Below are 19,250 nucleotides of genomic sequence, written 5' to 3'. Positions count from 1 at the left end.
GGAGACTCAGGCCGCCTTGCGGTCGCGGCCCATCATCAGGGTGCCCAGGATCGAGCCCAGAACCCGCGGCAGCTCCTTGCGGTGCGTGACGCGATCGACCATGCCCTTTTCGACGAGGTACTCCGAACGCTGGAAGCCCGGCGGCAGGGTCTCGCGGATGGTCTGCTCGATGACGCGCGGACCGGCGAAGCCGATCAGGGCGCCCGGCTCGGCCAGATGGATGTCGCCCAGCATGGCGTAGGAGGCGGTGACGCCGCCCGTGGTCGGGTCGGTCAGAACCACGACGTACGGCAGCGCCGCGTCCTTGAGTTCGTTGATGGCCAGGGTCGTGCGGGCCATCTGCATCAGCGACAGCGCGCCTTCCTGCATGCGAGCGCCGCCGGCGGCGGTGAAGGCGATCAGCGGGACCTGGCGCTCAAGCGCGGCCTTGGCGGCGGCGATGAAGCCTTCGCCGGCGGCCATGCCCAGCGACCCACCCATGAAGGCGAAGTCCTGGACCAGGACCACGGCGTCGACGCCGCCGACCTGGCCATAGCCGATGGCCATGGCGTCCTGCTCGCCGGTCGACTTGCGGGCTGCCGCCAGGCGGTCCTTGTAGGGCTTGCCGTCCGAGAACTTCAGCGGGTCCTCGACCACCGACGGGCTGGGCAGAACCTCGTACTGGCCCTCATCGAAGGTGAACTTGAACCGGTTTTCCGGCCCGATCCTCATATGACGACCGGCCGGCGTCACCCACAGGGCCGCCTCGAGGTCGGAGCGGAAGATCATCTCGCCCGTATCGGGGCACTTGACCCAAAGGTTTTCCGGCGTCTCGCGCTTGGAGAAGGCACCGCGCACGCCGGGCGCGATCCGCGACAGCCAACCACCGCCTCGGCGGTCGCTCGCTGCTTTCTTGTCGCCCTTCTTCGGGTCCTGGGGTTCAGCCATAGCCATAGCCTTAGAGCCTCACTTCGTCCCGACTCGCGCCGAACGCACAGCCTTAGCCAGCTCCGACGCTTTTAGAAGAACCTTCTCGGTCACGTTTTCGTTCAACCGAGCCGCGGATTCGATTTCATCCACAAGCGCCGAGCCCACGACGGCCGCGTCGGCCACCTTGGCGACGGCGGCGGCCTGATCCGGCGTGCGGATGCCAAAGCCCACCGCCACCGGCAGGCCCGAGGCCTTGCGCAGACGCTCGACGGCGGGCGCGACCTCGGCCGCGTCGGCCGACTTCACGCCGGTCACCCCGGCGACCGACACGTAGTAGACGAAGCCCGAGGTGCGGCGCACCACCATCGGCAGGCGCGCGTCATCGGTGGTCGGGGCCGCCAGGCGGATCAGGGCGATGCCCTCGGCCTCCAGCGCGTCCGACAGCGGGTCGGCTTCCTCGGGCGGGCAGTCGACGATGATCAGGCCATCGACCCCGGCCTTGGCGGCGGCGGCCGCGAAGCTTTCGAAGCCCCGGTGCAGGACCGGATTGAGATAGCCCATCAGGATGATCGGGGTGTCCTGGTCGCCCTCGCGGAAGGCGGCGACGAGGTCCAGCGTTCCTTGCAGGGTCATGCCGGACTTCAGGCCGCGCTGAGCAGCGCGCTGGATGGTCGGCCCCTCGGCCATCGGGTCGGAGAATGGAAAGCCCAGCTCGATCAAATCAGCGCCGGCGGCCGGCAAGCCCTTGAGCACGCTAAGCGTCGTGGCCGCGTCGGGATCGCCAGCCATGACATAGGTCACGAAGCCGGCGCGGTTCTCGGCCTTCAGCGCCGCGAAGCGGCGGTCGATACGGTCTTTGGTCACGCGGGGTCGGTCCTAGATCTTGCGTCCGAGCGCTTCGGCCACCGTGAAGATGTCCTTGTCGCCGCGACCGCAGAGATTCATCACCACGATCTTGTCCTTGCCCAGCTCCTGGGCGATTTCGCCAACGCGGGCCAGGGCGTGGGCCGGCTCCAGCGCAGGGATGATGCCTTCGAGGGTCGAGCACAGCTGGAAGGCCGCCAGGGCCTCCTCGTCGGTGCTCGAGACATATTCGGCGCGGCCCACCTCGTGCAGGAACGAGTGCTCGGGGCCGATGCCCGGATAGTCGAGACCGGCCGAGATCGAGTGAGCGTCGATGATCTGGCCGTCGTCGTCCTGCAGCAGATAGGTGCGGTTGCCGTGCAGCACGCCCGGGCGTCCGCCGGTCAGCGAGGCCGCGTGCTTGTCGGTGGAGACGCCGTGCCCCGCCGCCTCGACACCGATCAGGCGCACGCTGGCGTCGTTCAGGAACGGGTGGAACAGGCCGATGGCGTTGGAGCCGCCGCCAATGCAAGCGACCACCGCGTCGGGCAGGCGGCCTTCCATTTCCAGGATCTGCTCGCGCGCCTCGGCGCCGATCACGCTCTGGAAGTCGCGGACCATCACCGGATAGGGGTGCGGGCCGGCGGCGGTGCCGATCAGGTAGTAGGTGTCGTGCACGTTGGTGACCCAATCGCGCATCGCCTCGTTCATGGCGTCCTTCAGGGTGCCCGTGCCCGAGGTCACCGGACGGACTTCCGCGCCCAAGAGGTTCATGCGGAAGACGTTAGGCTTCTGACGCTCGACGTCGGTCGCGCCCATGTAGACGACGCACGGCAGACCAAAGCGCGCGCAGACGGTGGCGGTGGCCACGCCGTGCTGGCCAGCACCCGTCTCGGCGATGATCCGGGTCTTGCCCATGCGCATGGCCAAGAGGATCTGGCCCAGGGCGTTGTTGATCTTGTGCGAGCCGGTGTGATTCAGCTCGTCGCGCTTGAAATAGATCTTGGCCCCGCCGAAGTGCTCGGTCAGCCGCTCGGCGAAATAGAGCGGGCTGGGCCGGCCAGCGTAGTGGGTGTTGTAGCTGGTGAGCTCCGCCTGGAACTCCGGATCGGCCTTGGCCTCGGCATAGGCCTTGCCCAGGTCCAGCACCAGCGGCATCAGCGTCTCGGCCACATAGCGGCCGCCGAAGTCGCCGAAACGGCCATTCGCGTCGGGGTAGGCCGAGTAGTCGTTAGGTTTCGCAGGAGCGTTCACGAAAGCTTCCCAGCTGTCAGGCGCGTTTGACGGCGTCCAGGAACGCCGAGATCAGGACCGGGTCCTTTAGGCCGGGACCGCGCTCCACGCCAGAGGAAACGTCCACGAACGGGGTTCCCGAGACCGTGATCGCCTCGGCCACGTTCCACGGATCGAGCCCTCCAGCCAGGAAATGCGGGCGCGAAAAGCGGCGTCCGGACAGTAGTCCCCAGTCGAAGCGGGCGCCGGTGCCGCCGGGCAAGGCCGAACCCTCGACGGGCTTGGCGTCGAACATCAGGTGCTCGGCGACACCGTCGAAGGCGCTCGCTTGGTCGACGTCGGCGGAGCTGGAGACGGAGAAGGCCTTGACCACCCCGACGCCGGCGCGGACGGCGATCTCGCGGACACGCGAGGGCGTCTCCTTGCCGTGGACCTGGATCAGGTCGGGCCGCATCGTCGCCATCAGGCGGTCAATCAAGGCGTCGTCGGGATCGACGGTGACGGCGACGGTCTTCACGCCCCGGCCGCGGACCGGCTCGACCAGCCGCGCGGCGGTTTGGGGCGTGAGGTTGCGCGGGCTCTTCTCGAAGAAGACGAAGCCCAGAAAGGCCGCGCCGCCGTCTAAGGCGGCCTTGACCGTCTCGGGCGTCGACAGTCCGCAGATCTTGGCTCCAGCGCTCATCGTCCGGGGAGTTACGGGCGACGGGCCGCCGAGGCAAGCCCAGCGAAACTATTGCAGCGTGAAGACCCCGTTCACCGCCCGCCATTCGCGCGGGCCGATCAGCTTGTTGTGAGCCACCCGGACCGAGTGCAGAACCCCGTCCAGCTCCTTGGCCCAGAAGTCGAGAAAGCCCTTCAGGGTCGGGAATTTCGGGGCGAGGTCGTAGTCCTGCCAGACGTAGAGCTGCAGCAGGTGGGGATGGTCGGGCAGGTGGTAGTGAATCTCGGCCGTCGTCAGGCCATAGCCCATAAGCTGTTTCTCGAACGCACTGATCGTCATCACAACGCTCCAAGCGGACGTGGCTTGAAGCTTCAGTCCACTGAGCGAGTCGCTCAAGAGTCATGATGTCGCGGGAACGGCGGCTCGGCGGATCTGCCTAAGGCGCGATCTCCTCGGCCACGGCGTTGGCCGGGGTGGTAAGGATCGCGCCGACGGAGGCGGCGACGATGGCGGTGATCGCCAGCCATTGCGAAGCCGCCAGGCGCTCGCCCAGGATCACCAGCCCCGCCAACGCCCCGACCGCCGGCTCGGCGCTGAGCACCACGCCGAAGCTGCGCTTGGGGATTCCGCGCAGGGCGATCATCTCGAGTGAATAGGGAATGGCGCTCGACAGCACCGCCACGACCAGGCCCAGCAGCATGATCTTCGGGTGGAACAGGTTAATACCGGCCGAGGCGATCCCGATCGGCGCGACGATCACCGCCGCCGTCGTCATGCCCAGCGCCACCGAGCGTCCCGCGTGCAGGTGGCCGGTCCGCTTGCCCAGGATGATGTAGAGCGCCCACATCACCGCCGCGACGCAGGCGAAGCCGACGCCCACGGGGTCGAGGGGCGCCGCGCCCGGATCGATGGGCAGCAGCAGGCCAAGGCCCAACGCGGCCAAGCCGATCCAGACGAAATGGATCAGCTTGCGCGAGCTGGCGACCGCTACCGCGAGCGGCCCCATGAACTCGATCGCGATCGCGAGGCCTAGCGGCACGGTGCGAATGGCCATGTAGAAACAGAGGTTCATCAAGCCCATCACCGCGCCGTAGGCGACGATGCGGCCAAGATCCGCGCGCGATAGGGGATGGCGCCAGGGCCGCCAGACCAGCAGCAGGATCAGGGCCGAAAAGCCGACCCGATAGGCCGTCGTCCCAGCGGCGCCAATCAGCGGGAACAGGCTCTTGGCGAAGGACGTCCCCACGCACAGCACGACGATCGCCGCCATCAGGGCGGCGTAGGGGATCAGGCGGGCGCGAGCGGACATGGCGCCGTGTTTAGGCGACCCCGGCACCGAGAGCTAGAGCGCCAGGACCGTCCCGACACCGCGTCCCGCAACACTTCGGAGCCGAGCCGCGTTGTCTCGACGTCTTTTGATAAGGAGCGGATCATGAAACTTGTGGTTCTGGGACTTTCGGTCGCCGCCGTGGCCACCGGCGCGATGGCGCAAACGACCATCGCCCACGTCGAGAGCCAACCGGCCAAGGGCGCTTTCACCGTCGGCCAGATCGAGGACGCCGACGTCATCGACTCGGCCAATCGCAAGGCGGGCGAGGTCGAGCACGTCCTGCTCGACGCGGCGGGCAAGCCGACCGCGATCGTCATCGAGATCGACCGCATGGGTCCAGACAAGAAGGTGGTCGTGGCCCTCGCCGACGTCTCGGTCGCCGCCGAGCCAGGCGATCCGGACGACCACATCGTCCGCGCCAAGCTGACCAAGGCGCAGCTGGCCGCCCTCCCCGATTGGAAGGGCTAGAAACCTTTCGCGGGGGCGGTCCTGACCGCCCCCGACTTTGGGCCTTACTTCTTCACCCAGCCGCCATCCAGCGGCTTCCAGTACTGGCCGGGCGCCAGGCGGCCGTAGAGCTGCTTGGCGGTGGCCTGGCCGGCGGCTTCGGGCGTCACGCCGGTCTTGGCGGCGATGTCCTTGTAGGCGGCGGCGCGGCCGATGTTGATCTCGGCCACGGCGGCGCGCAGGGCGGCGTCGCCGCCGGACACGATGCCCAGATAGCCGTCGGCCTGCTCGCCGACCGTGCCGGCGGCCTTGGCCGAATCCACGGCGGCCTTGGCGGCGGCCGATTGGGCGATCGCCAGATTGGCGCCGGCGGCGGTCATCGCCAGGCCCAGCGCCAGAACCGTCATCGTCTTGCGGATCATGTCGGTCCCTCCTCTTAGAACAGGTTCGGATTTTGCTGGATCAGCGACTGGACTTCCTTGTCCAGCCGCACGCGCACGTCGGCGTCCAGCTTGGCGTAGATGTTGATCGGGTCGACCTTCACCCGAACGGTGGGCGTGCAGGCGGCGGCCAACGCTCCCGTCATGGCCAGGCCCAGCAAGAGGGCGCGCTTTCTCATGCGTCTAGTCTCCAGTTAATATTCAGGATGACCGGTCACGGTTGAACCGGACCTGAACGAGGCGGGCTCGCCGTCCCCTGGCGCTCGAACCAGCTTCGCCAGTCGGCCAGAAGCTCGTCGAAGTTCAGGGACGTGTCGAGCGTAAGATCGACCGGCGTCTTGGCCGGCAGGGCGATGCGCTTGTCGAAGGCGCGGCCGCGGATCAGGTCGAGTATGCCCACCCTCGCCTTTTCCGGGACTTTCGGGTCGTGCTGGCCCTTGATGTGGAACAGGATCCCCAGACGGCCTTTGTCGGTGCTGTTCACGCCCGCCTCCAGTTGGTCGAAGGCCAGGTTCTCCATGGCCTGATAGGCGAAGTCCTGGATGGCGTTGACTTGAGCGGGCGGGGCGGGCGGCGCGCCGGGGGCGTCGGCGGGGCTCGCGGCGACATTGGAGAGCGCCGCGCGGGAGATCTCCAACCGGCCGGGCTGGATCGCGCTGATCTTGCCCTGCTGGAAGCGCAGGCCCGCCGGGCCGAAGGTGAAGGGCAGGCGGCCATCGACCACCGCCTGGATCTTCACCTTGTCGGCGAGGGACGAGGCGGCGAGCAACTCGCCAAGATCCAGGTGCTCGACGACGATCACGCCGCTGATCGTCTTGTCGACGCCCAGCGGCACGTCGGTGGGTTCGATCGAAATCCGGCCCTTGGCCGCCTCGAACGTCGCCTTGGAGATGTGCAGGGCGTCGGCGCCCAGCTGGAACACCGACTCGACCGCCGTCAGCGGGACCAGGGAGTCGATCTTGACGACTTTCAGCGATTGGCCGGGCCGCGTGGTCAGCGGCGCCAGGCTGTCGAAGTCGACCGTGCCGTCCAGGGTGGCGACGAAGCCGATCGGGCTGGTGAAGTCGATCTGGTTGGCGACCAGGCGGCCCCGGCTGGTCGCGCCCTTGCCGTCCCAGGCGAAGACCCCCGTGAAGCTGGCCGGTCCCTTGGCCTCGCGGGCGAAGCTGGCCATCGGCGACAGGTCGCCCGGCTGCAGGCCGTCCTTGGCGAACACCAGCTTGGAGGCGTCGATGTCGGCCTGGCCCTTGCCGGTCGCCACGACGTGGCGCAGGCGGATCTCGCCCAGCGCCGCCCCGGTCGGGGTCGAGCCCTGGAAGGTCCCGCCCCAGACGCCGCCCGCGAGCGCCAACTGGCCCTTGGCCAGGATCGGGTTGAAGCGCCGTTCGGGAGCCGCGTCGGTGACCGCGGCTTGCTCCACCCGCACGCTGGCCCGGTCGAAACCGCCGGCGCCGCCGAAGCTGGCCTCGCCCTTGATCCCTTGAAGCTTGACCTGGGCGACGGCCAGGGCGCCCTCGCCGTCCTCGAACTTCAAGGCCGCGTTCCAGCCGCCAGCGCTGGCCAGGACCAGCGGCGCCTTGGTGGGGCACAGCTTGGCCTTGATCTCGGTGACCGGGTTGTCGCCCAGCGCGTAGGCCTTGGCGGTCAGGGGCGAGCACTTCGACGTGATCAGGGTGAAGCGCCCGCCCGCCAGGCGCGCCTGGCCGTCCACCTGGCCGGTGACGCCCTGGATCGGGGGCAGGTCGAAGTTCTCGACCGCCAGCGACAGCGGCGAGGTCAGGACGCCGCCCGCCATCCGCCACTGGGGCGCCAGCGCCTTCACCGTCGGCAGGCCGCCGCCCGCCAAGGACACTTGCAGGGCGCCGCGCGCGCCCTCGGGGCCCGCGTCCAGCAGCAGACCCTTGGGCGCGGCGACCGAGACCGTCACGCCGTTCGGCGCCGACAGCCGCGCGCCCTGGGCCAGGGTCGCCCGCGTCCGGCCGCCCTTGATGTCGAGACCAATCCCTGGCGCGGCCAGTTCGAACGTCCGCAGGGCCCGCGATAGCGGCTTGCCGTAAGCCGGATTGGGGATGAGCGCCGCGAGCCGTTCGGCGTCCGGTCCGGAAATTCCGCTGCGCCCCGCGGCGGAGCCGTTGAGGGCGAGGTTCAAGCCGCCGCGCCCTTGGCTGATCTTGCCCCGCGCTTCCAGCCGCGCGTCCGCCAGCGCCACCCCGCCGTTCGCCAACCGGCTGGCGGTCGCCTGCATCGAGAGCGGGCCGTCGATCGCGACGCCCTGGGCGTCCAGCGCCAGACCCAGGTTCGACGAGCCGGCCGACGCCTTCAGACCGCGCAGCGCAGCGCCGCCGGCGAGGGCCTGTTCCGTCGTTAGCGCGGACTGGATGGCGCCTCGGACCGTCGTTCGCGCCCGGCGATGATCGATGGCCAGGCGCGGAGCCTCCAGGGAGAAGCTCGCAGAGCGCGCCTCCAGGGACGGGGCGGACATACGGTCGCCTCGCGCGACGGCGCGCGAGCGTCCCAGGAACGCGAAGGCGTCGGGACCACCGTCGAAACGCCCCGCCACGGTCAGGTCGGCGGCGAGATCGCGACCCTGGCCTTCGCCCACTCGGCCGTTCTCCGCCCGGAGCGCCAGCCGCGCCTCCAGCGGACCACTGGCTTTCATTCGCGCGAGGTCGGGATAGGGCAGGTCCGCCGACAGCTTGGCCGACGCTCCGGCCAGATCCGCGTCCTTGGCCTCCAGACTGTCGATCGCCAGGGACACCTCGACCGTCAGTCGATCGCCGCGCTTGCGGGCCGTCACCGTCGCCCCCTTGGCCGTCAGCGCCAGATCGGGAACGGCGTAGCGCAGCGGCGCTAGGCGCCCGTCCAGCCGCAGGAGCTGGCCGTCGTCCAGACTGGCGTCGCCGGTCAGGCGGACGCGGCCGCCGGGCGTTGACAGGTCCAGGCGCGCGTCCTCGACCAGGATCGCCGGGCCTGGGACGTTCGGCTTCTTGGGGGATTTCAGGGCCTCGTCGATCAGCGGCTGCAGGGGCCCGAACCGCACTTGGCCCTTGTCGTCGACGCTGGCCAGGATGCGGGGACGCACCAGGCGCACGGCCTTGGTCTGGATTCCGAAGCGTTCACCCGTCCAGGGCGCGGCCAGGTCGTAGGCGACCTCCAGCCGATCGGCGGCGAAGACAGGATTGTCGCGCGCCCCCAGACGGACCCGACCGGAGAAACCCGTGGCGTCCAGATCATAGAGCTCGACGGCCGCCTCGATCCCGTGGTCGCGCAGCCAGCTCTCCGCCAGTTCGCGACTGATCTCGCGGCGCCCGGACCATACGACGAGCCCCGTCGCGATGAAGGCCAGCATCGACAGGGACACGGCCTCGAGGCCGAGATCGACCAGGCGTCCGCGCGCCCACGCTTGGCGGGGCGGTGTTTTCTGGGTCGCGTCGGTGGAGGGTTCGGCCATCAGATCCCGAAGTCTGGTTCCTAAGAAGCCCCCCGGCTCAGCTTTGGATCCCTATCTTTTAAAGCCGAGCACGTCTTGCATGTCATAGAGACCCGGCGGCTTGCCCTTTGTCCAGGCCGCGGCGGCGATGGCGCCGCGGGCGAAGAGCCCCCGGTCGATGGCCGAGTGCGACAGGGTCAAGGATTCCGACTCGCCGGCGAAGATCACGCTGTGCTCGCCGACGATCCCGCCGCCACGCACGACCGAAAAACCGATCGCGCCGTCCTGGCGCGGGCCGGTGACGCCGTCTCGGGCGCGATCGGACACCTCGGCGAGATCGACGCCCCGCCCCCGCGCGGCCGCCTCGCCCAGCATCAGGGCCGTGCCCGACGGCGCGTCGACCTTGCGCTTGTGGTGGGCCTCGAAGATCTCGATGTCCCAGTCGGAGGCCGGCAGGGCGGCGGCGGCCTGGCGCACCAGGCCCATCAGCATGTTGACGCCCAGCGAATAGTTACCCGAGCGGACGATGACGACCTTCTGGGCGGCGGCCTCGATCCGGGCCAGTTGCTCGGGCGAGAAGCCGGTCGAGCCGATGACCAGGGCCGGCGCGTGGGCGTGATGGACGGCGCGGGCGGCGGCGGCTTCGGCCAGCAGGGACGAGGCCTCGGGCAGGGTGAAGTCGATCACCGCGTCGGCGGCGGCCAAGGCCGCGTCCGCGCCGACCAGCAGCTCGCCCTCGGCCTCCGGACGGTCGAAGCGCGCGGCCAAGACCACGTCGTGGCGGCCTTCCAGCGTCTGGATCACGGCCTGGCCCATGCGGCCGAGGGCGCCGGCGACGGCGATCTTCACGGGCTGGGTCAACGGCTGTCCTCTCGCGCTCTTCGCCTCGCTGATCGCCCATCCGCCCCCCGAAGGTCAACCTCGCGCCGAGTGACGTAAGGTCAGCTAGATTGACGCAACGCCAATTCCAACAAGCGTTTGCTGGACTTTTCGCTGTCTTGACCGGTTGTGACGCCGGTTCCCGGTCGCTACGCTGGCGGCGCATAAGGACGCGTTCGCATCGATCGGCGCGTCCCTTCATCGACTTGCGCAGCAGGAATGGGGAAACGTCGGATGAGCGACTCGGAACGCAAGACCTTCACGGACGCGGAGGCCCTGGCCTTCCACCGTCACCCGACGCCAGGAAAGATCGCTATCGTGCCGACCAAGCCGATGGCCACCCAGCGCGACCTGTCCCTGGCCTATTCGCCGGGCGTCGCCGTCCCCGTCCACGCCATCGCCGCCGATCCCGACATGGCCTACGAGTACACCTCGAAGGGCAATCTGGTGGCGGTGATCTCGAACGGCACCGCGATCCTGGGTCTCGGCGACCTGGGCGCCCTGGCGTCCAAGCCGGTGATGGAGGGCAAGAGCGTCCTCTTCAAGCGCTTCGGCGACGTCGACTCGATCGACATCGAGGTCACCTCCAAGGACCCCGACGAGATCATCACGGTGGTGAAGAACATCGGCGTCACCTTCGGCGGCATCAATCTGGAGGACATCAAGAGTCCCGAGTGCTTCCGCATCGAGACCGAGCTGCAGGAGCTGCTCGACATCCCGGTGTTCCACGACGACCAGCACGGCACGGCCATCATCTGCGCCGCCGGTCTGATCAACGCCTGCCACATCACCGGCAAGAAGCTGGAGGACGTGAAGGTCGTACTGAACGGCCCGGGCGCGGCGGGCATCGCCTCGCTGGAGCTGATCAAGGCCATGGGCGTGCGGGCGGAGAACTGCATCGCCGTCGATTCCAAGGGCGTGCTCTACCAGGGCCGCACCGAGGGCATGAACCAGTGGAAAAGCGCCCACGCGGTCAAGACCGACAAGCGCACGCTCGCCGAGGCCGTGGTCGGCGCCGACGTCCTGCTGGGGCTTTCCGCCAAGGGCGCGTTCACGCCCGAGATGATCGCCTCCATGGCCCCCAACCCCGTCATCTTCGCCATGGCCAACCCTGATCCGGAGATCACCCCGGAAGAGGTCAAGCGGGTCCGCAAGGACGCGATCATGGGCACGGGCCGAAGCGACTATCCCAACCAGGTCAACAACGTCCTGGGCTTTCCCTACATCTTCCGCGGCGCCCTGGACGTGCGCGCCCGTCGCGTGAACCACGAGATGAAGATCGCCTGCGCCCAGGCCCTGGCCATGCTGGCGCGCGAGGACGTTCCGGACGAGGTCGCCGCCGCCTATCACGGTCGCCAGCTGAAGTTCGGGCCCGACTACATCATCCCCTCGGCCTTCGACCCGCGCCTGTTGTGGTACGTGCCCCCGTTCGTGGCCCAGGCGGCGATGGACACCGGCGTGGCCCGCAAGCCGATCGCCGACATGGACGCCTACCGCGCGGGCCTGGCCCAGCGCCTGGATCCGACCGCCGGCTTCCTGCAGAAGATCTCGGGCTCGGTCCTGGCCAATCCCAAGCGCATCGTGTTCGCCGAGGGCGAGGACCCCAGCGTCATCCGCGCCGCCTACGCCTATCAGACCGGCGGCTTCGGCAAGGCCATCCTGTGCGGCCGCGAGAACCTGGTGCACGAGAACATGAAGCTGGTGGGCCTGGATCCCGAGACCGCCGGCCTCGAGATCGTCAACGCCCGCCTCTCCGATCGCAATCCGGACTATGTCGACGCCCTCTACGCGCGCCTGCAGCGCCAGGGCTATCTGAAGCGCGACGTCCAGCGCCTGATCAACCAGGACCGCAACAGCTTCGCCGCCTCGATGGTCACCCTGGGCGAGGCCGACGGCATGGTCACGGGCGTCACCCGCAGCTTCGACCAGGCGCTGGAAGAGGTGCTGCGCGTCGTCGACCCCGCCCCCGGCGGCCGGATCATGGGCATGTCGGTGGTGCTGGCCAAGGGCCGCACGATCTTCGTGGCCGACACCAACGTCACCGAGCTGCCCGAGGCCGAGGAGCTGGTCGAGATCGCCTGCGAGGCCGCTCGCGCCGTCCGCCGGCTGGGCTTCAAGCCGCGCGTGGCTTTCATGAGCTATTCGACCTTCGGCAATCCGATGGGCCTGCGCTCGGAGAAGGTGCGCGAGGCCGTGGCCATGCTCGACGAGATGGACGTCGACTTCGAGTACGAGGGCGAGATGCCGCCCGAGCTGGCCTTGGATCCGGAAAAGCGCGCCAACTATCCGTTCATGCGCCTGACGGACAGCGCCAACATCCTGGTCATGCCGGCCATCCACGCCGCCTCGATCTCGACCAAGCTGGTGCAGTCGCTGGGCGGGGCCACGGTGATCGGGCCGGTGCTGCTGGGCCTGTCGAAGTCGGTGCAGATCGCGCCGCTGTCGGCCTCGGTGTCCAAAATCCTGAACATGGCCATGATGGCCGCCTACGACCAACCGGTCGGGGACGAGGAATAGTCTAAAAAGAAAAAGGCGCGCGCCCATGACGGGCGCGCGCCTTCCTGGCCGCGGCTGGGAGGGGGAAGGCCGCGGCCTTGCGCTTTAGGCGGCCTTGGTCGCGACCGCCTCGGCGGCCGAGGCGCCGGCGGTCCAGCGGACGGCGGCCTTGGCCACGCGCTCGCCCAGCAGGCGGGCGGTCTCTCGGTCGCCGGCCGGCGGCGAAAGCTCGGGCGAGACGTTGTCCGATTGGGCGGCGACGCCGACGAACGAACCCACGCGATTCAGAGTGTCCGGCCCGCGCTCGGCGGCGGTCACGTTCGGCGGGGCGATGCCGAGGTTCACCCAGTTCATGCCGTGCTGAGCGGCCAGGATCGTCAGGCTGGCCAGGGCGTGAGCCTTGTCGCCGGAAAAGCTGTGCGAATTGGTGAAGCCGGCGGCCAGCTTGTCCTTCCAGGCGCTGGTGAAGAACGCCGCCGAGGTGGCGTCGGCGAACACTTTGAACACGCCCGAGACGTCGCCCATGTAGGTCGGCGCGCCGAAGATCACGGCGTCGGCCTTGCTGATCTCCTCGATGAACGGCGCGAAGTCCTGCGAAGCGCTTTCGATCTTCAGCAGCACCGGGGTCTGGCCGGCGTCGCGGACGCCTTCGGCGACCTTCTGGGCGAGGACTTCGGTGTGGCCGTAGCCGGAATGGTAGGCGATGGCGACGGTGGTCATTGTGATCCCTCCAATTGGGAACTGAAACGGTAGCGATTACGTAATAAGCGCAAGCGCGACCGCTAGAGGGATCAGCAACAAAACTTGGTGCAATTTTTCCGTGGGCGTTTTCAGCCCAACTGAAGGCCTATCGACGACGCTCTAGTGCGCGCTGGCCAGGAGGTCGGCGACCGTGATCTCGCCCAGGCGCGCGGCGGCGGCCGCGTCGGCGGCCTCGATCGCGGAACGAACCGCGTCCGGGATCTTCTCGCCCACGGGGCAGCCCTTGACGCCCTTGGGCGCGACACCGAGGTGAGCGCAGCCATTGACCGCCTTCAGCACGACGTCGAGCGTGATGGCCTCGGCGGGCTTGAGCAGCCAGGCGCCGCCGTTGGCGCCGGCGCGCGCGCCGATCAGCCCCGCCTTGCCCAGCATGGCGGTGACCCGGCGGACCACGACCGGATTGGTCGGGACCGACGCGGCCAGCTCGGCGCTGGCCACGGCGCGGTCGGCGGAAAACGCCTCCTTGTGCGCCAGATAGGCCAGGGCGTGGGCCGCCACGGGGAATTTTTGACTGTCGGACATGTCTACCGGGAACGTAAGGTTGTCGACGGCGCGTTCAACTGAAAACTGTTTAATCCTGACGCCTACGCGCAACGCGACGTTAGGGGACGATTGAACCCATCGTGAATTGGGTGTATCGCGCCGCGCTTGATCGATATGGGTTTGCCGATAGCCTTTTGCGAGGGCGGCCCGGAGGGATTGAATGGCTTCCGAAGCCTCAGGCGCACCCGCTTCCGACTGCGCCCCCGCGTCTTCCGACATTCCACTGCAGGATGGCGGCCCTCCCAATGGGTCCGGGAACAGTCATGACCTGAAGGGTCATGGCTTCTTCGCGCTCGCCCTGGGCTCGATCGGCGTCGTGTTCGGCGACATCGGGACCAGTCCGCTTTACGCCCTCCGCGAGGCCCTGGCGCACTCGCGCAGCACCACCGCGACCGAGCACGCGGTGCTGGGCGTGGTGTCGCTGGTCCTGTGGACCATGACCCTGTTCGTGACGATCAAGTACGTCATCTTCTTCATGCGCGCCGACAACAAGGGCGAGGGCGGCACCCTGGCCCTGATGGCTCTGGCCCAGAAGGCTTTGGGGGGCGCCGGTCGCAAGCGGTCGGTGGCCGTGTTCTTCCTGGGCGTGATCGGCGCGGCGCTGTTCTATGGCGACGGCATCATCACCCCGGCGATTTCGGTGCTCTCGGCCGTCGAAGGCCTCAAGGACGCGCCGCACGTGGGGCGGGCCCTCGCGCCCTACATCCTCCCGATCTCGGCGGGCATTCTGATCGCCCTGTTCCTGGTTCAGGCCAAGGGCACTCACCGGATGGCCTCGCTGTTCGGCCCGATCACGGCGGTCTGGTTCCTGATCCTGGGCGCGCTGGGCGCGTTCCACCTGGCCGACGACCTCTCGATATTCCGCGCCTTCAACCCTTGGTACGGCATCCGCTTCCTGCTCGAGAACGGCTTCCTGGGCTTCGTCATCCTGGGTAGCGTGTTCTTGGTGGTGACCGGCGCGGAGGCGCTCTACGCGGACATGGGCCACTTCGGGAAGCGACCGATCCAGGCCGCCTGGCTGTGCTTGGTCTTCCCCTGCCTGGCGCTGAACTATCTGGGCCAAGGCGCCCTGGTGCTGGACCAGCCGGCCGCCCGCCACAACCCGTTCTGGGAGATGGTGCCGAGCTTCGCCTACTGGCCCGTCCTTCTGATGGCCACCATCGCCACGGTCATCGCCAGCCAGGCGGTGATCACCGGCGCCTTCTCGATGACCCAGCAGGCCGTGCAGTTGGGCCTGCTGCCTCGCATCGAGATCAAGCGCACGTCCGAGACCCAGGCCGGCCAGATCTTCGTGCCGGCGGTCAATCAGTTCCTGCTGATCGGCGTCCTGGTCCTGCTGTTCGCCTTCCAGAGCTCGCACAAGCTGGCCAGCGCCTACGGCATCGCCGTCACCGGCGCGATGTTCGTCGACACCCTTCTGGCCTATGTCGTCATCCGCCGGATCTGGAAATGGACTCTGTGGCAGACCGCCCTGCTGCTGGTGCCGCTGGCGGCGCTGGACTCGGTGTTCATCGCCTCGAACATGCTGAAGATCCCCGACGGCGCCTGGCTGCCCCTAGTGTTCGGCGGCGTGCTGGTGCTGATCATGTGGACCTGGACCCGCGGCGCCAACATCCTGACGGCCAAGACCCGCCGCGACAGCGTGCCCCTGGTCGACCTGATGGAGATCCTACGCGCCAGGGCTCCGCACCGCGCGCCCGGCACGGCGATCTTCCTGACCTCCGACCCGGACATGACGCCCGTCGCCCTGATGCACAACCTCAAGCACAACAAGGTTTTGCACGAGCGCAACGTCATCCTGACGGTCCGCACCACCGAGACGCCGCGCGTCAACGAAGAGGACCGCGTCAAGATCGAGAAGGTCAACGACGACTTCAAGAAGGTCGTGGTCAGCTACGGCTTCATGGAGAGCCCGAACATCCCCAAGGCCCTGGCCGTGTGCCGCAAGCAGGGCCTGAAGTTCGACATCATGGCCACCAGCTTCTTCCTGGGACGTCGCTCGATCGTGCCGTCGGCCAACAGCGGCATGCCGCTGTGGCAGGACCGCCTGTTCATCTACCTGATGAAGAACGCCGCCAATCCGACGGACTTCTTCAAGATCCCGCCCGGCCGCGTGGTCGAGCTGGGCGCCCAGGTGACGGTGTAGGCCGTGGAAACGACCCTGCGCGTTCTCGGCGACGGCCTGTCGATCGCCGCCCTGGCCATCATCGCCGCCACCGCCCAGGGCGCGTGGAAGCGCGTTCCCAAAGGCGTGGCGGTGCCGATGCAGTGGGGCTTCGACGGCAAGCCGACCTGGCGCGCGCCCAAGGCCTTGGGCCTGCTGTTCATTCCGGTGGTCTCGATCGCGGTCCTGCTGTCTTTCACCCTGACCCAGGCCACCTTCACGCACGATCCCACCCAGGCGATGATCATCTTCCTGGTCCGCGCCACGACCGCCGCCATCCTGGCTTTGGCGCACCTGTTCCACCTGCGGTTCGTCATCAAGACGCTGCAGGATGAGGGTCAACTGTAGCTGGGCTCATTTGAGCTTGACCCGCGCGTCGTGATCCCGTTGAAGGCGCGCGACTTTGTGTTTCTCTCCGGAAGGACCCGCTCATGGCTGACAAGTCCGTGAAAAAGGTCGTGCTCGCCTATTCGGGCGGCCTCGACACCTCGATCATCCTCAAGTGGCTCCAGACCGAGTACGGCGCGGAAGTCGTGACGTTCACGGCGGACCTGGGCCAGGGCGAAGAGATCGAGCCGGCCCGCGCCAAGGCGCTGGCCGCTGGCGTGAAGCCCGAGAACATCTTCATCGAGGACGTGCGCGAGGAGTTCGTCCGCGACTACGTCTTCCCGATGTTCCGCGCCAACACGGTCTATGAGGGCCAGTACCTGCTGGGCACCTCGATCGCGCGCCCGCTGATCGCCAAGAAGCAGATCGAGATCGCCCGCAAGACCGGCGCCGACGCCGTCAGCCACGGCGCGACCGGCAAGGGCAACGACCAGGTCCGCTTCGAGCTCGGCTACTACGGCCTCGAGCCCGACATCACCGTGATCGCCCCCTGGCGCGAGTGGGACTTCAAGTCCCGCGAGGCCCTGCTGGACTTCGCCGAGAAGCACCAGATCCAGATCACCAAGGACAAGCGCGGCGAGGCGCCGTTCAGCGTCGACGCCAACCTGCTGCACTCGTCGTCGGAAGGTAAGGTCCTGGAGGACCCGGCGGTCGAGGCCCCCGAGTTCGTCCACATGCGCACGATCGCGCCGGAAGACGCCCCGGACAAGCCGACCATCATCACCATCGACTTCGAGAAGGGCGACCCGGTCGCCATCGACGGCGTGGCGATGAGCCCGGCGACCCTGCTGACCAAGCTGAACGAGCTGGGCCGCGACAATGGCATCGGCCGCCTCGACCTGGTCGAGAACCGCTTCGTCGGCATGAAGTCGCGCGGCGTCTACGAGACCCCCGGCGGCACGATCCTGCTGGCCGCCCACCGCGGCATCGAGAGCATCACGCTGGACCGGGGCGCCATGCACCTGAAGGACGAGCTGATGCCGAAGTACGCCAGCTTGGTCTACAACGGCTTCTGGTTCTCGCCCGAGCGCGAGATGCTGCAGGCCGCCATCGACTACAGCCAGACCAAGGTCTCGGGCCAGGTCCGCGTGAAGCTCTACAAGGGCAATGTCACGGTCATCGGCCGCACCAGCCCCTACTCGCTGTACGACCAGGACCTGGTCACCTTCGAGGAAGGCAAGGTCGCCTACGACCACCGCGACGCCGGCGGCTTCATCAAGCTGAACGCCCTGCGCCTGCGTGTCCTGGCCAAGCGCGACAAGCGCGGCTAGGCACGGCTCGAACCCCTCTGAATCACGCCGCGTCCGGTCACCGGGCGCGGCGTTTTTCTTGGTCGCTACTCGTCGCGGGAGGCGTTTCGGGCCAACTGCGCGCAGTAGCGGCCGAAATGCTCGGCCAAGGCCTTTCCCGGACCGGGAAAGCTTCTGGCCTTACCGGCGTATTCGACCCTGATCGTCTTGGTCGTGGCCAGCGACTTCAGATAGCCGTCCGGCAAGTCGCCGTGTCCTTCGACGAAGGCCGGCCCGCCGACGTCATACGGGCTGGACCGCATGCGAAACACCGCGTCGTCGGTGCGCACCCGCAACTGAGGCGAATAGGGCTCCGGCGCGTAGAACCGAGCCTGAACGCCGCCGGACTTGAGGCCCGAGCACGTAATCACCAAACCCTGTTCGCGGCCGTCGGAGCCTAGGGGGCCGCTGAACGAGACAGATCCCGTGAGGCCATGGGCCACGCGCCAGCTATGGGCTTGGCCGTACTGGACAAAGTCCTTCGGCGGCGGCGCGCTGTCGTTGGCCATGGCGTGAACGGCCCATACCGCGCCGGCGATCAGCGCGAGGCCCGTGGCGGTTCTAAAAGCGGTTGCAAGGCGCATCGGCGTCTCCATGAGTCGCCAAGATTAGACGCACAACCTGGAGACGCAAGCCTACACCCGGTTGTACGGATACCGGTCCCTGATCATCCGCTGGAAGAACCGCCCCTTGGACGGTGCCCGGAAGAACGCCCGGCTGATGCGCTCGGGAACGCCGACATAGACATATTCATCGCCGTCCTGGAACGTGACGAACAGCTTGCCGTGCTCGGGTGAGTAGTCGATCGCTTGGATCGCCGTGGAGTCCACATGCATGGCCTTACGAAGCCTCCGCGAAGGGGATCGTTCAGTCCTAGGAGCGAACGAAACCCGGCCGGGTTCCCGGCGTGCGCCCGCCCTATAGACCTCTGATCGTCGCGTGCAAACTCAGGGCGAATACGAATAGTGTCCCCGCGGAGCGGCGCGCGGCCGCGGGAGGAAACCGAACATGCATCAATCCCACGCCTTGGTGGCGATCGTCACCCTGCTGTCGCTGCTGGTCTATGTCTGGATGATCCTGCGTATCCCCGGCGCCCGGCGACGCACGGGGATCGACGCGCCCGCGATGACCGGCGATCCCGAGCTGGAACGCCACATCCGCGTTCAGGCCAACACGGTCGAGTGGCTGGTCATCTACCTGCCGGCCCTGTGGCTGTTCGCCATCTACTGGAACGACCTGGTCGCCGCCGCCCTCGGCGTGGTCTGGATGATCGGCCGCATCGTCTACGCCCTAGGCTACGCCGCCGATCCCAAGAAGCGCGAACTGGGCTTCGTCATCCAGGCGCTGGCGACGGCGATCCTGGTGTTCGGCGCCCTGGGACGAGCGATCTGGGTCTACGCGGTGATCGGCGCTTAAAGCGGCTTGGAGCCCCATTGC

The 19,250-nt window shown here is 67.9% G+C and carries 20 protein-coding genes; 6 read left to right on the top strand and 14 right to left on the bottom strand.

The window, feature by feature from the left end; genetic code table 11:
- Positions 1-6: 6 nt before the first annotated feature.
- The 6 genes from J2728_RS15795 to J2728_RS15770 form a co-directional block, all read right to left on the bottom strand.
- On the bottom strand, positions 7-933 hold the full coding sequence (locus J2728_RS15795; RefSeq protein ID WP_310000636.1) for an acetyl-CoA carboxylase carboxyltransferase subunit beta: 927 nt from the start codon (positions 931-933) through the stop codon (positions 7-9).
- Positions 934-945: 12 nt separating this feature from the next.
- Entirely contained in the window at positions 946-1,773 is an 828-nt protein-coding gene (gene trpA, locus J2728_RS15790; protein ID WP_099444535.1) for a tryptophan synthase subunit alpha, read from the bottom strand.
- A 12-nt stretch (positions 1,774-1,785) separates the two neighbouring features.
- Positions 1,786-3,006, bottom strand: a complete 1,221-nt coding sequence (gene trpB / locus J2728_RS15785; protein ID WP_310000632.1) for a tryptophan synthase subunit beta — start codon at positions 3,004-3,006, stop codon at positions 1,786-1,788.
- 16 nt (positions 3,007-3,022) lie between these two features.
- Positions 3,023-3,667 carry a phosphoribosylanthranilate isomerase gene (locus tag J2728_RS15780; RefSeq protein ID WP_310000630.1) on the bottom strand — a complete coding sequence of 215 codons (645 nt, stop codon included), beginning with the start codon at positions 3,665-3,667 and terminating at the stop codon, positions 3,023-3,025.
- A 48-nt stretch (positions 3,668-3,715) separates the two neighbouring features.
- On the bottom strand, positions 3,716-3,985 hold the full coding sequence (locus tag J2728_RS15775) for an usg protein (protein WP_066686031.1): 270 nt from the start codon (positions 3,983-3,985) through the stop codon (positions 3,716-3,718).
- 97 nt (positions 3,986-4,082) lie between these two features.
- Positions 4,083-4,955 (bottom strand): EamA family transporter, encoded by an 873-nt coding sequence (locus tag J2728_RS15770; RefSeq protein WP_310000628.1) that lies wholly within the window; start codon positions 4,953-4,955, stop codon positions 4,083-4,085.
- A 123-nt stretch (positions 4,956-5,078) separates the two neighbouring features.
- Between J2728_RS15770 and J2728_RS15765 the strand changes: the two genes are divergently transcribed.
- A complete protein-coding gene (locus tag J2728_RS15765) occupies positions 5,079-5,444 on the top strand; it encodes a PRC-barrel domain-containing protein (protein WP_310000625.1) in 366 nt (121 codons plus the stop codon).
- Between the two features lie 44 nt (positions 5,445-5,488).
- Here the strand turns inward: J2728_RS15765 and J2728_RS15760 are convergent, their stop codons facing one another.
- From J2728_RS15760 to dapB, 4 genes are read right to left on the bottom strand one after another with little or no spacing between them, the layout of a single operon-like run.
- A complete protein-coding gene (locus J2728_RS15760; protein ID WP_310000623.1) occupies positions 5,489-5,845 on the bottom strand; it encodes a YdbL family probable chaperone protein in 357 nt (118 codons plus the stop codon).
- Positions 5,846-5,859: 14 nt separating this feature from the next.
- Entirely contained in the window at positions 5,860-6,042 is a 183-nt protein-coding gene (locus J2728_RS15755) for a YnbE family lipoprotein (protein WP_013077335.1), read from the bottom strand.
- Positions 6,043-6,077: 35 nt separating this feature from the next.
- Positions 6,078-9,314, bottom strand: a complete 3,237-nt coding sequence (locus J2728_RS15750; protein ID WP_310000621.1) for an intermembrane phospholipid transport protein YdbH family protein — start codon at positions 9,312-9,314, stop codon at positions 6,078-6,080.
- Positions 9,315-9,365: 51 nt separating this feature from the next.
- Positions 9,366-10,154, bottom strand: coding sequence for a 4-hydroxy-tetrahydrodipicolinate reductase (gene dapB / locus J2728_RS15745; RefSeq protein ID WP_310000619.1), 789 nt, complete (start codon positions 10,152-10,154; stop codon positions 9,366-9,368).
- 237 nt (positions 10,155-10,391) lie between these two features.
- Here dapB and J2728_RS15740 point away from each other — a divergent pair, with 237 nt between their 5' ends.
- Complete coding sequence (locus J2728_RS15740) at positions 10,392-12,689, top strand: NADP-dependent malic enzyme (protein ID WP_310000617.1); 2,298 nt, start codon at positions 10,392-10,394, stop codon at positions 12,687-12,689.
- Between the two features lie 84 nt (positions 12,690-12,773).
- Here J2728_RS15740 and J2728_RS15735 read toward each other — a convergent pair whose 3' ends face one another.
- Complete coding sequence (locus tag J2728_RS15735) at positions 12,774-13,388, bottom strand: flavodoxin family protein (protein ID WP_310000615.1); 615 nt, start codon at positions 13,386-13,388, stop codon at positions 12,774-12,776.
- A gap of 141 nt (positions 13,389-13,529) precedes the next feature.
- On the bottom strand, positions 13,530-13,952 hold the full coding sequence (locus tag J2728_RS15730; protein ID WP_310000614.1) for an Rrf2 family transcriptional regulator: 423 nt from the start codon (positions 13,950-13,952) through the stop codon (positions 13,530-13,532).
- Positions 13,953-14,133: 181 nt separating this feature from the next.
- Here J2728_RS15730 and J2728_RS15725 point away from each other — a divergent pair, with 181 nt between their 5' ends.
- From J2728_RS15725 to J2728_RS15715, 3 genes are all read left to right on the top strand, one after another.
- Positions 14,134-16,119: a potassium transporter Kup gene (locus J2728_RS15725; RefSeq protein WP_310000612.1), complete on the top strand. Its 1,986-nt coding sequence runs from the start codon at positions 14,134-14,136 to the stop codon at positions 16,117-16,119.
- Between the two features lie 3 nt (positions 16,120-16,122).
- Positions 16,123-16,485, top strand: a complete 363-nt coding sequence (locus J2728_RS15720; protein ID WP_310000610.1) for a hypothetical protein — start codon at positions 16,123-16,125, stop codon at positions 16,483-16,485.
- Positions 16,486-16,568: 83 nt separating this feature from the next.
- Positions 16,569-17,795 carry an argininosuccinate synthase gene (locus J2728_RS15715; RefSeq protein ID WP_310000608.1) on the top strand — a complete coding sequence of 409 codons (1,227 nt, stop codon included), beginning with the start codon at positions 16,569-16,571 and terminating at the stop codon, positions 17,793-17,795.
- 65 nt (positions 17,796-17,860) lie between these two features.
- Here the strand turns inward: J2728_RS15715 and J2728_RS15710 are convergent, their stop codons facing one another.
- Both J2728_RS15710 and J2728_RS15705 read right to left on the bottom strand, forming a co-directional pair.
- The gene (locus J2728_RS15710; RefSeq protein WP_310000607.1) at positions 17,861-18,397 is read right to left on the bottom strand and encodes a hypothetical protein; all 537 of its coding nucleotides are present in this window, start codon (positions 18,395-18,397) and stop codon (positions 17,861-17,863) included.
- A 51-nt stretch (positions 18,398-18,448) separates the two neighbouring features.
- Positions 18,449-18,649 carry a KTSC domain-containing protein gene (locus J2728_RS15705; protein ID WP_310000606.1) on the bottom strand — a complete coding sequence of 67 codons (201 nt, stop codon included), beginning with the start codon at positions 18,647-18,649 and terminating at the stop codon, positions 18,449-18,451.
- A 172-nt stretch (positions 18,650-18,821) separates the two neighbouring features.
- Here J2728_RS15705 and J2728_RS15700 point away from each other — a divergent pair, with 172 nt between their 5' ends.
- Complete coding sequence (locus tag J2728_RS15700) at positions 18,822-19,229, top strand: MAPEG family protein (RefSeq protein WP_310000604.1); 408 nt, start codon at positions 18,822-18,824, stop codon at positions 19,227-19,229.
- Positions 19,230-19,250 lie beyond the last annotated feature (21 nt).

It is taken from the genome of Caulobacter segnis (assembly GCF_031454995.1).
Lineage (GTDB): Bacteria > Pseudomonadota > Alphaproteobacteria > Caulobacterales > Caulobacteraceae > Caulobacter > Caulobacter segnis_E.
Note: the sequence above shows the minus strand (reverse complement) of the source record. Positions and strands in the feature narration are given on the sequence as shown.

Bases quoted from the DNA above. Each gene is read 5' to 3' on its own strand.
- J2728_RS15795 (WP_310000636.1), bottom strand. From the start codon at position 933: ATGGCTATGGCTGAACCCCAGGACCCGAAGAAGGGCGACAAGAAAGCA.
- J2728_RS15780 (WP_310000630.1), bottom strand. From the start codon at position 3,667: ATGAGCGCTGGAGCCAAGATCTGCGGACTGTCGACGCCCGAGACGGTC.
- J2728_RS15775 (WP_066686031.1), bottom strand. From the start codon at position 3,985: ATGACGATCAGTGCGTTCGAGAAACAGCTTATGGGCTATGGCCTGACG.
- J2728_RS15770 (WP_310000628.1), bottom strand. From the start codon at position 4,955: ATGTCCGCTCGCGCCCGCCTGATCCCCTACGCCGCCCTGATGGCGGCG.
- J2728_RS15765 (WP_310000625.1), top strand. From the start codon at position 5,079: ATGAAACTTGTGGTTCTGGGACTTTCGGTCGCCGCCGTGGCCACCGGC.
- J2728_RS15760 (WP_310000623.1), bottom strand. From the start codon at position 5,845: ATGATCCGCAAGACGATGACGGTTCTGGCGCTGGGCCTGGCGATGACC.
- J2728_RS15755 (WP_013077335.1), bottom strand. From the start codon at position 6,042: ATGAGAAAGCGCGCCCTCTTGCTGGGCCTGGCCATGACGGGAGCGTTG.
- J2728_RS15750 (WP_310000621.1), bottom strand. From the start codon at position 9,314: ATGGCCGAACCCTCCACCGACGCGACCCAGAAAACACCGCCCCGCCAA.
- J2728_RS15740 (WP_310000617.1), top strand. From the start codon at position 10,392: ATGGGGAAACGTCGGATGAGCGACTCGGAACGCAAGACCTTCACGGAC.
- J2728_RS15735 (WP_310000615.1), bottom strand. From the start codon at position 13,388: ATGACCACCGTCGCCATCGCCTACCATTCCGGCTACGGCCACACCGAA.
- J2728_RS15730 (WP_310000614.1), bottom strand. From the start codon at position 13,952: ATGTCCGACAGTCAAAAATTCCCCGTGGCGGCCCACGCCCTGGCCTAT.
- J2728_RS15725 (WP_310000612.1), top strand. From the start codon at position 14,134: ATGGCTTCCGAAGCCTCAGGCGCACCCGCTTCCGACTGCGCCCCCGCG.
- J2728_RS15715 (WP_310000608.1), top strand. From the start codon at position 16,569: ATGGCTGACAAGTCCGTGAAAAAGGTCGTGCTCGCCTATTCGGGCGGC.
- J2728_RS15710 (WP_310000607.1), bottom strand. From the start codon at position 18,397: ATGCGCCTTGCAACCGCTTTTAGAACCGCCACGGGCCTCGCGCTGATC.
- J2728_RS15705 (WP_310000606.1), bottom strand. From the start codon at position 18,649: ATGCATGTGGACTCCACGGCGATCCAAGCGATCGACTACTCACCCGAG.
- J2728_RS15700 (WP_310000604.1), top strand. From the start codon at position 18,822: ATGCATCAATCCCACGCCTTGGTGGCGATCGTCACCCTGCTGTCGCTG.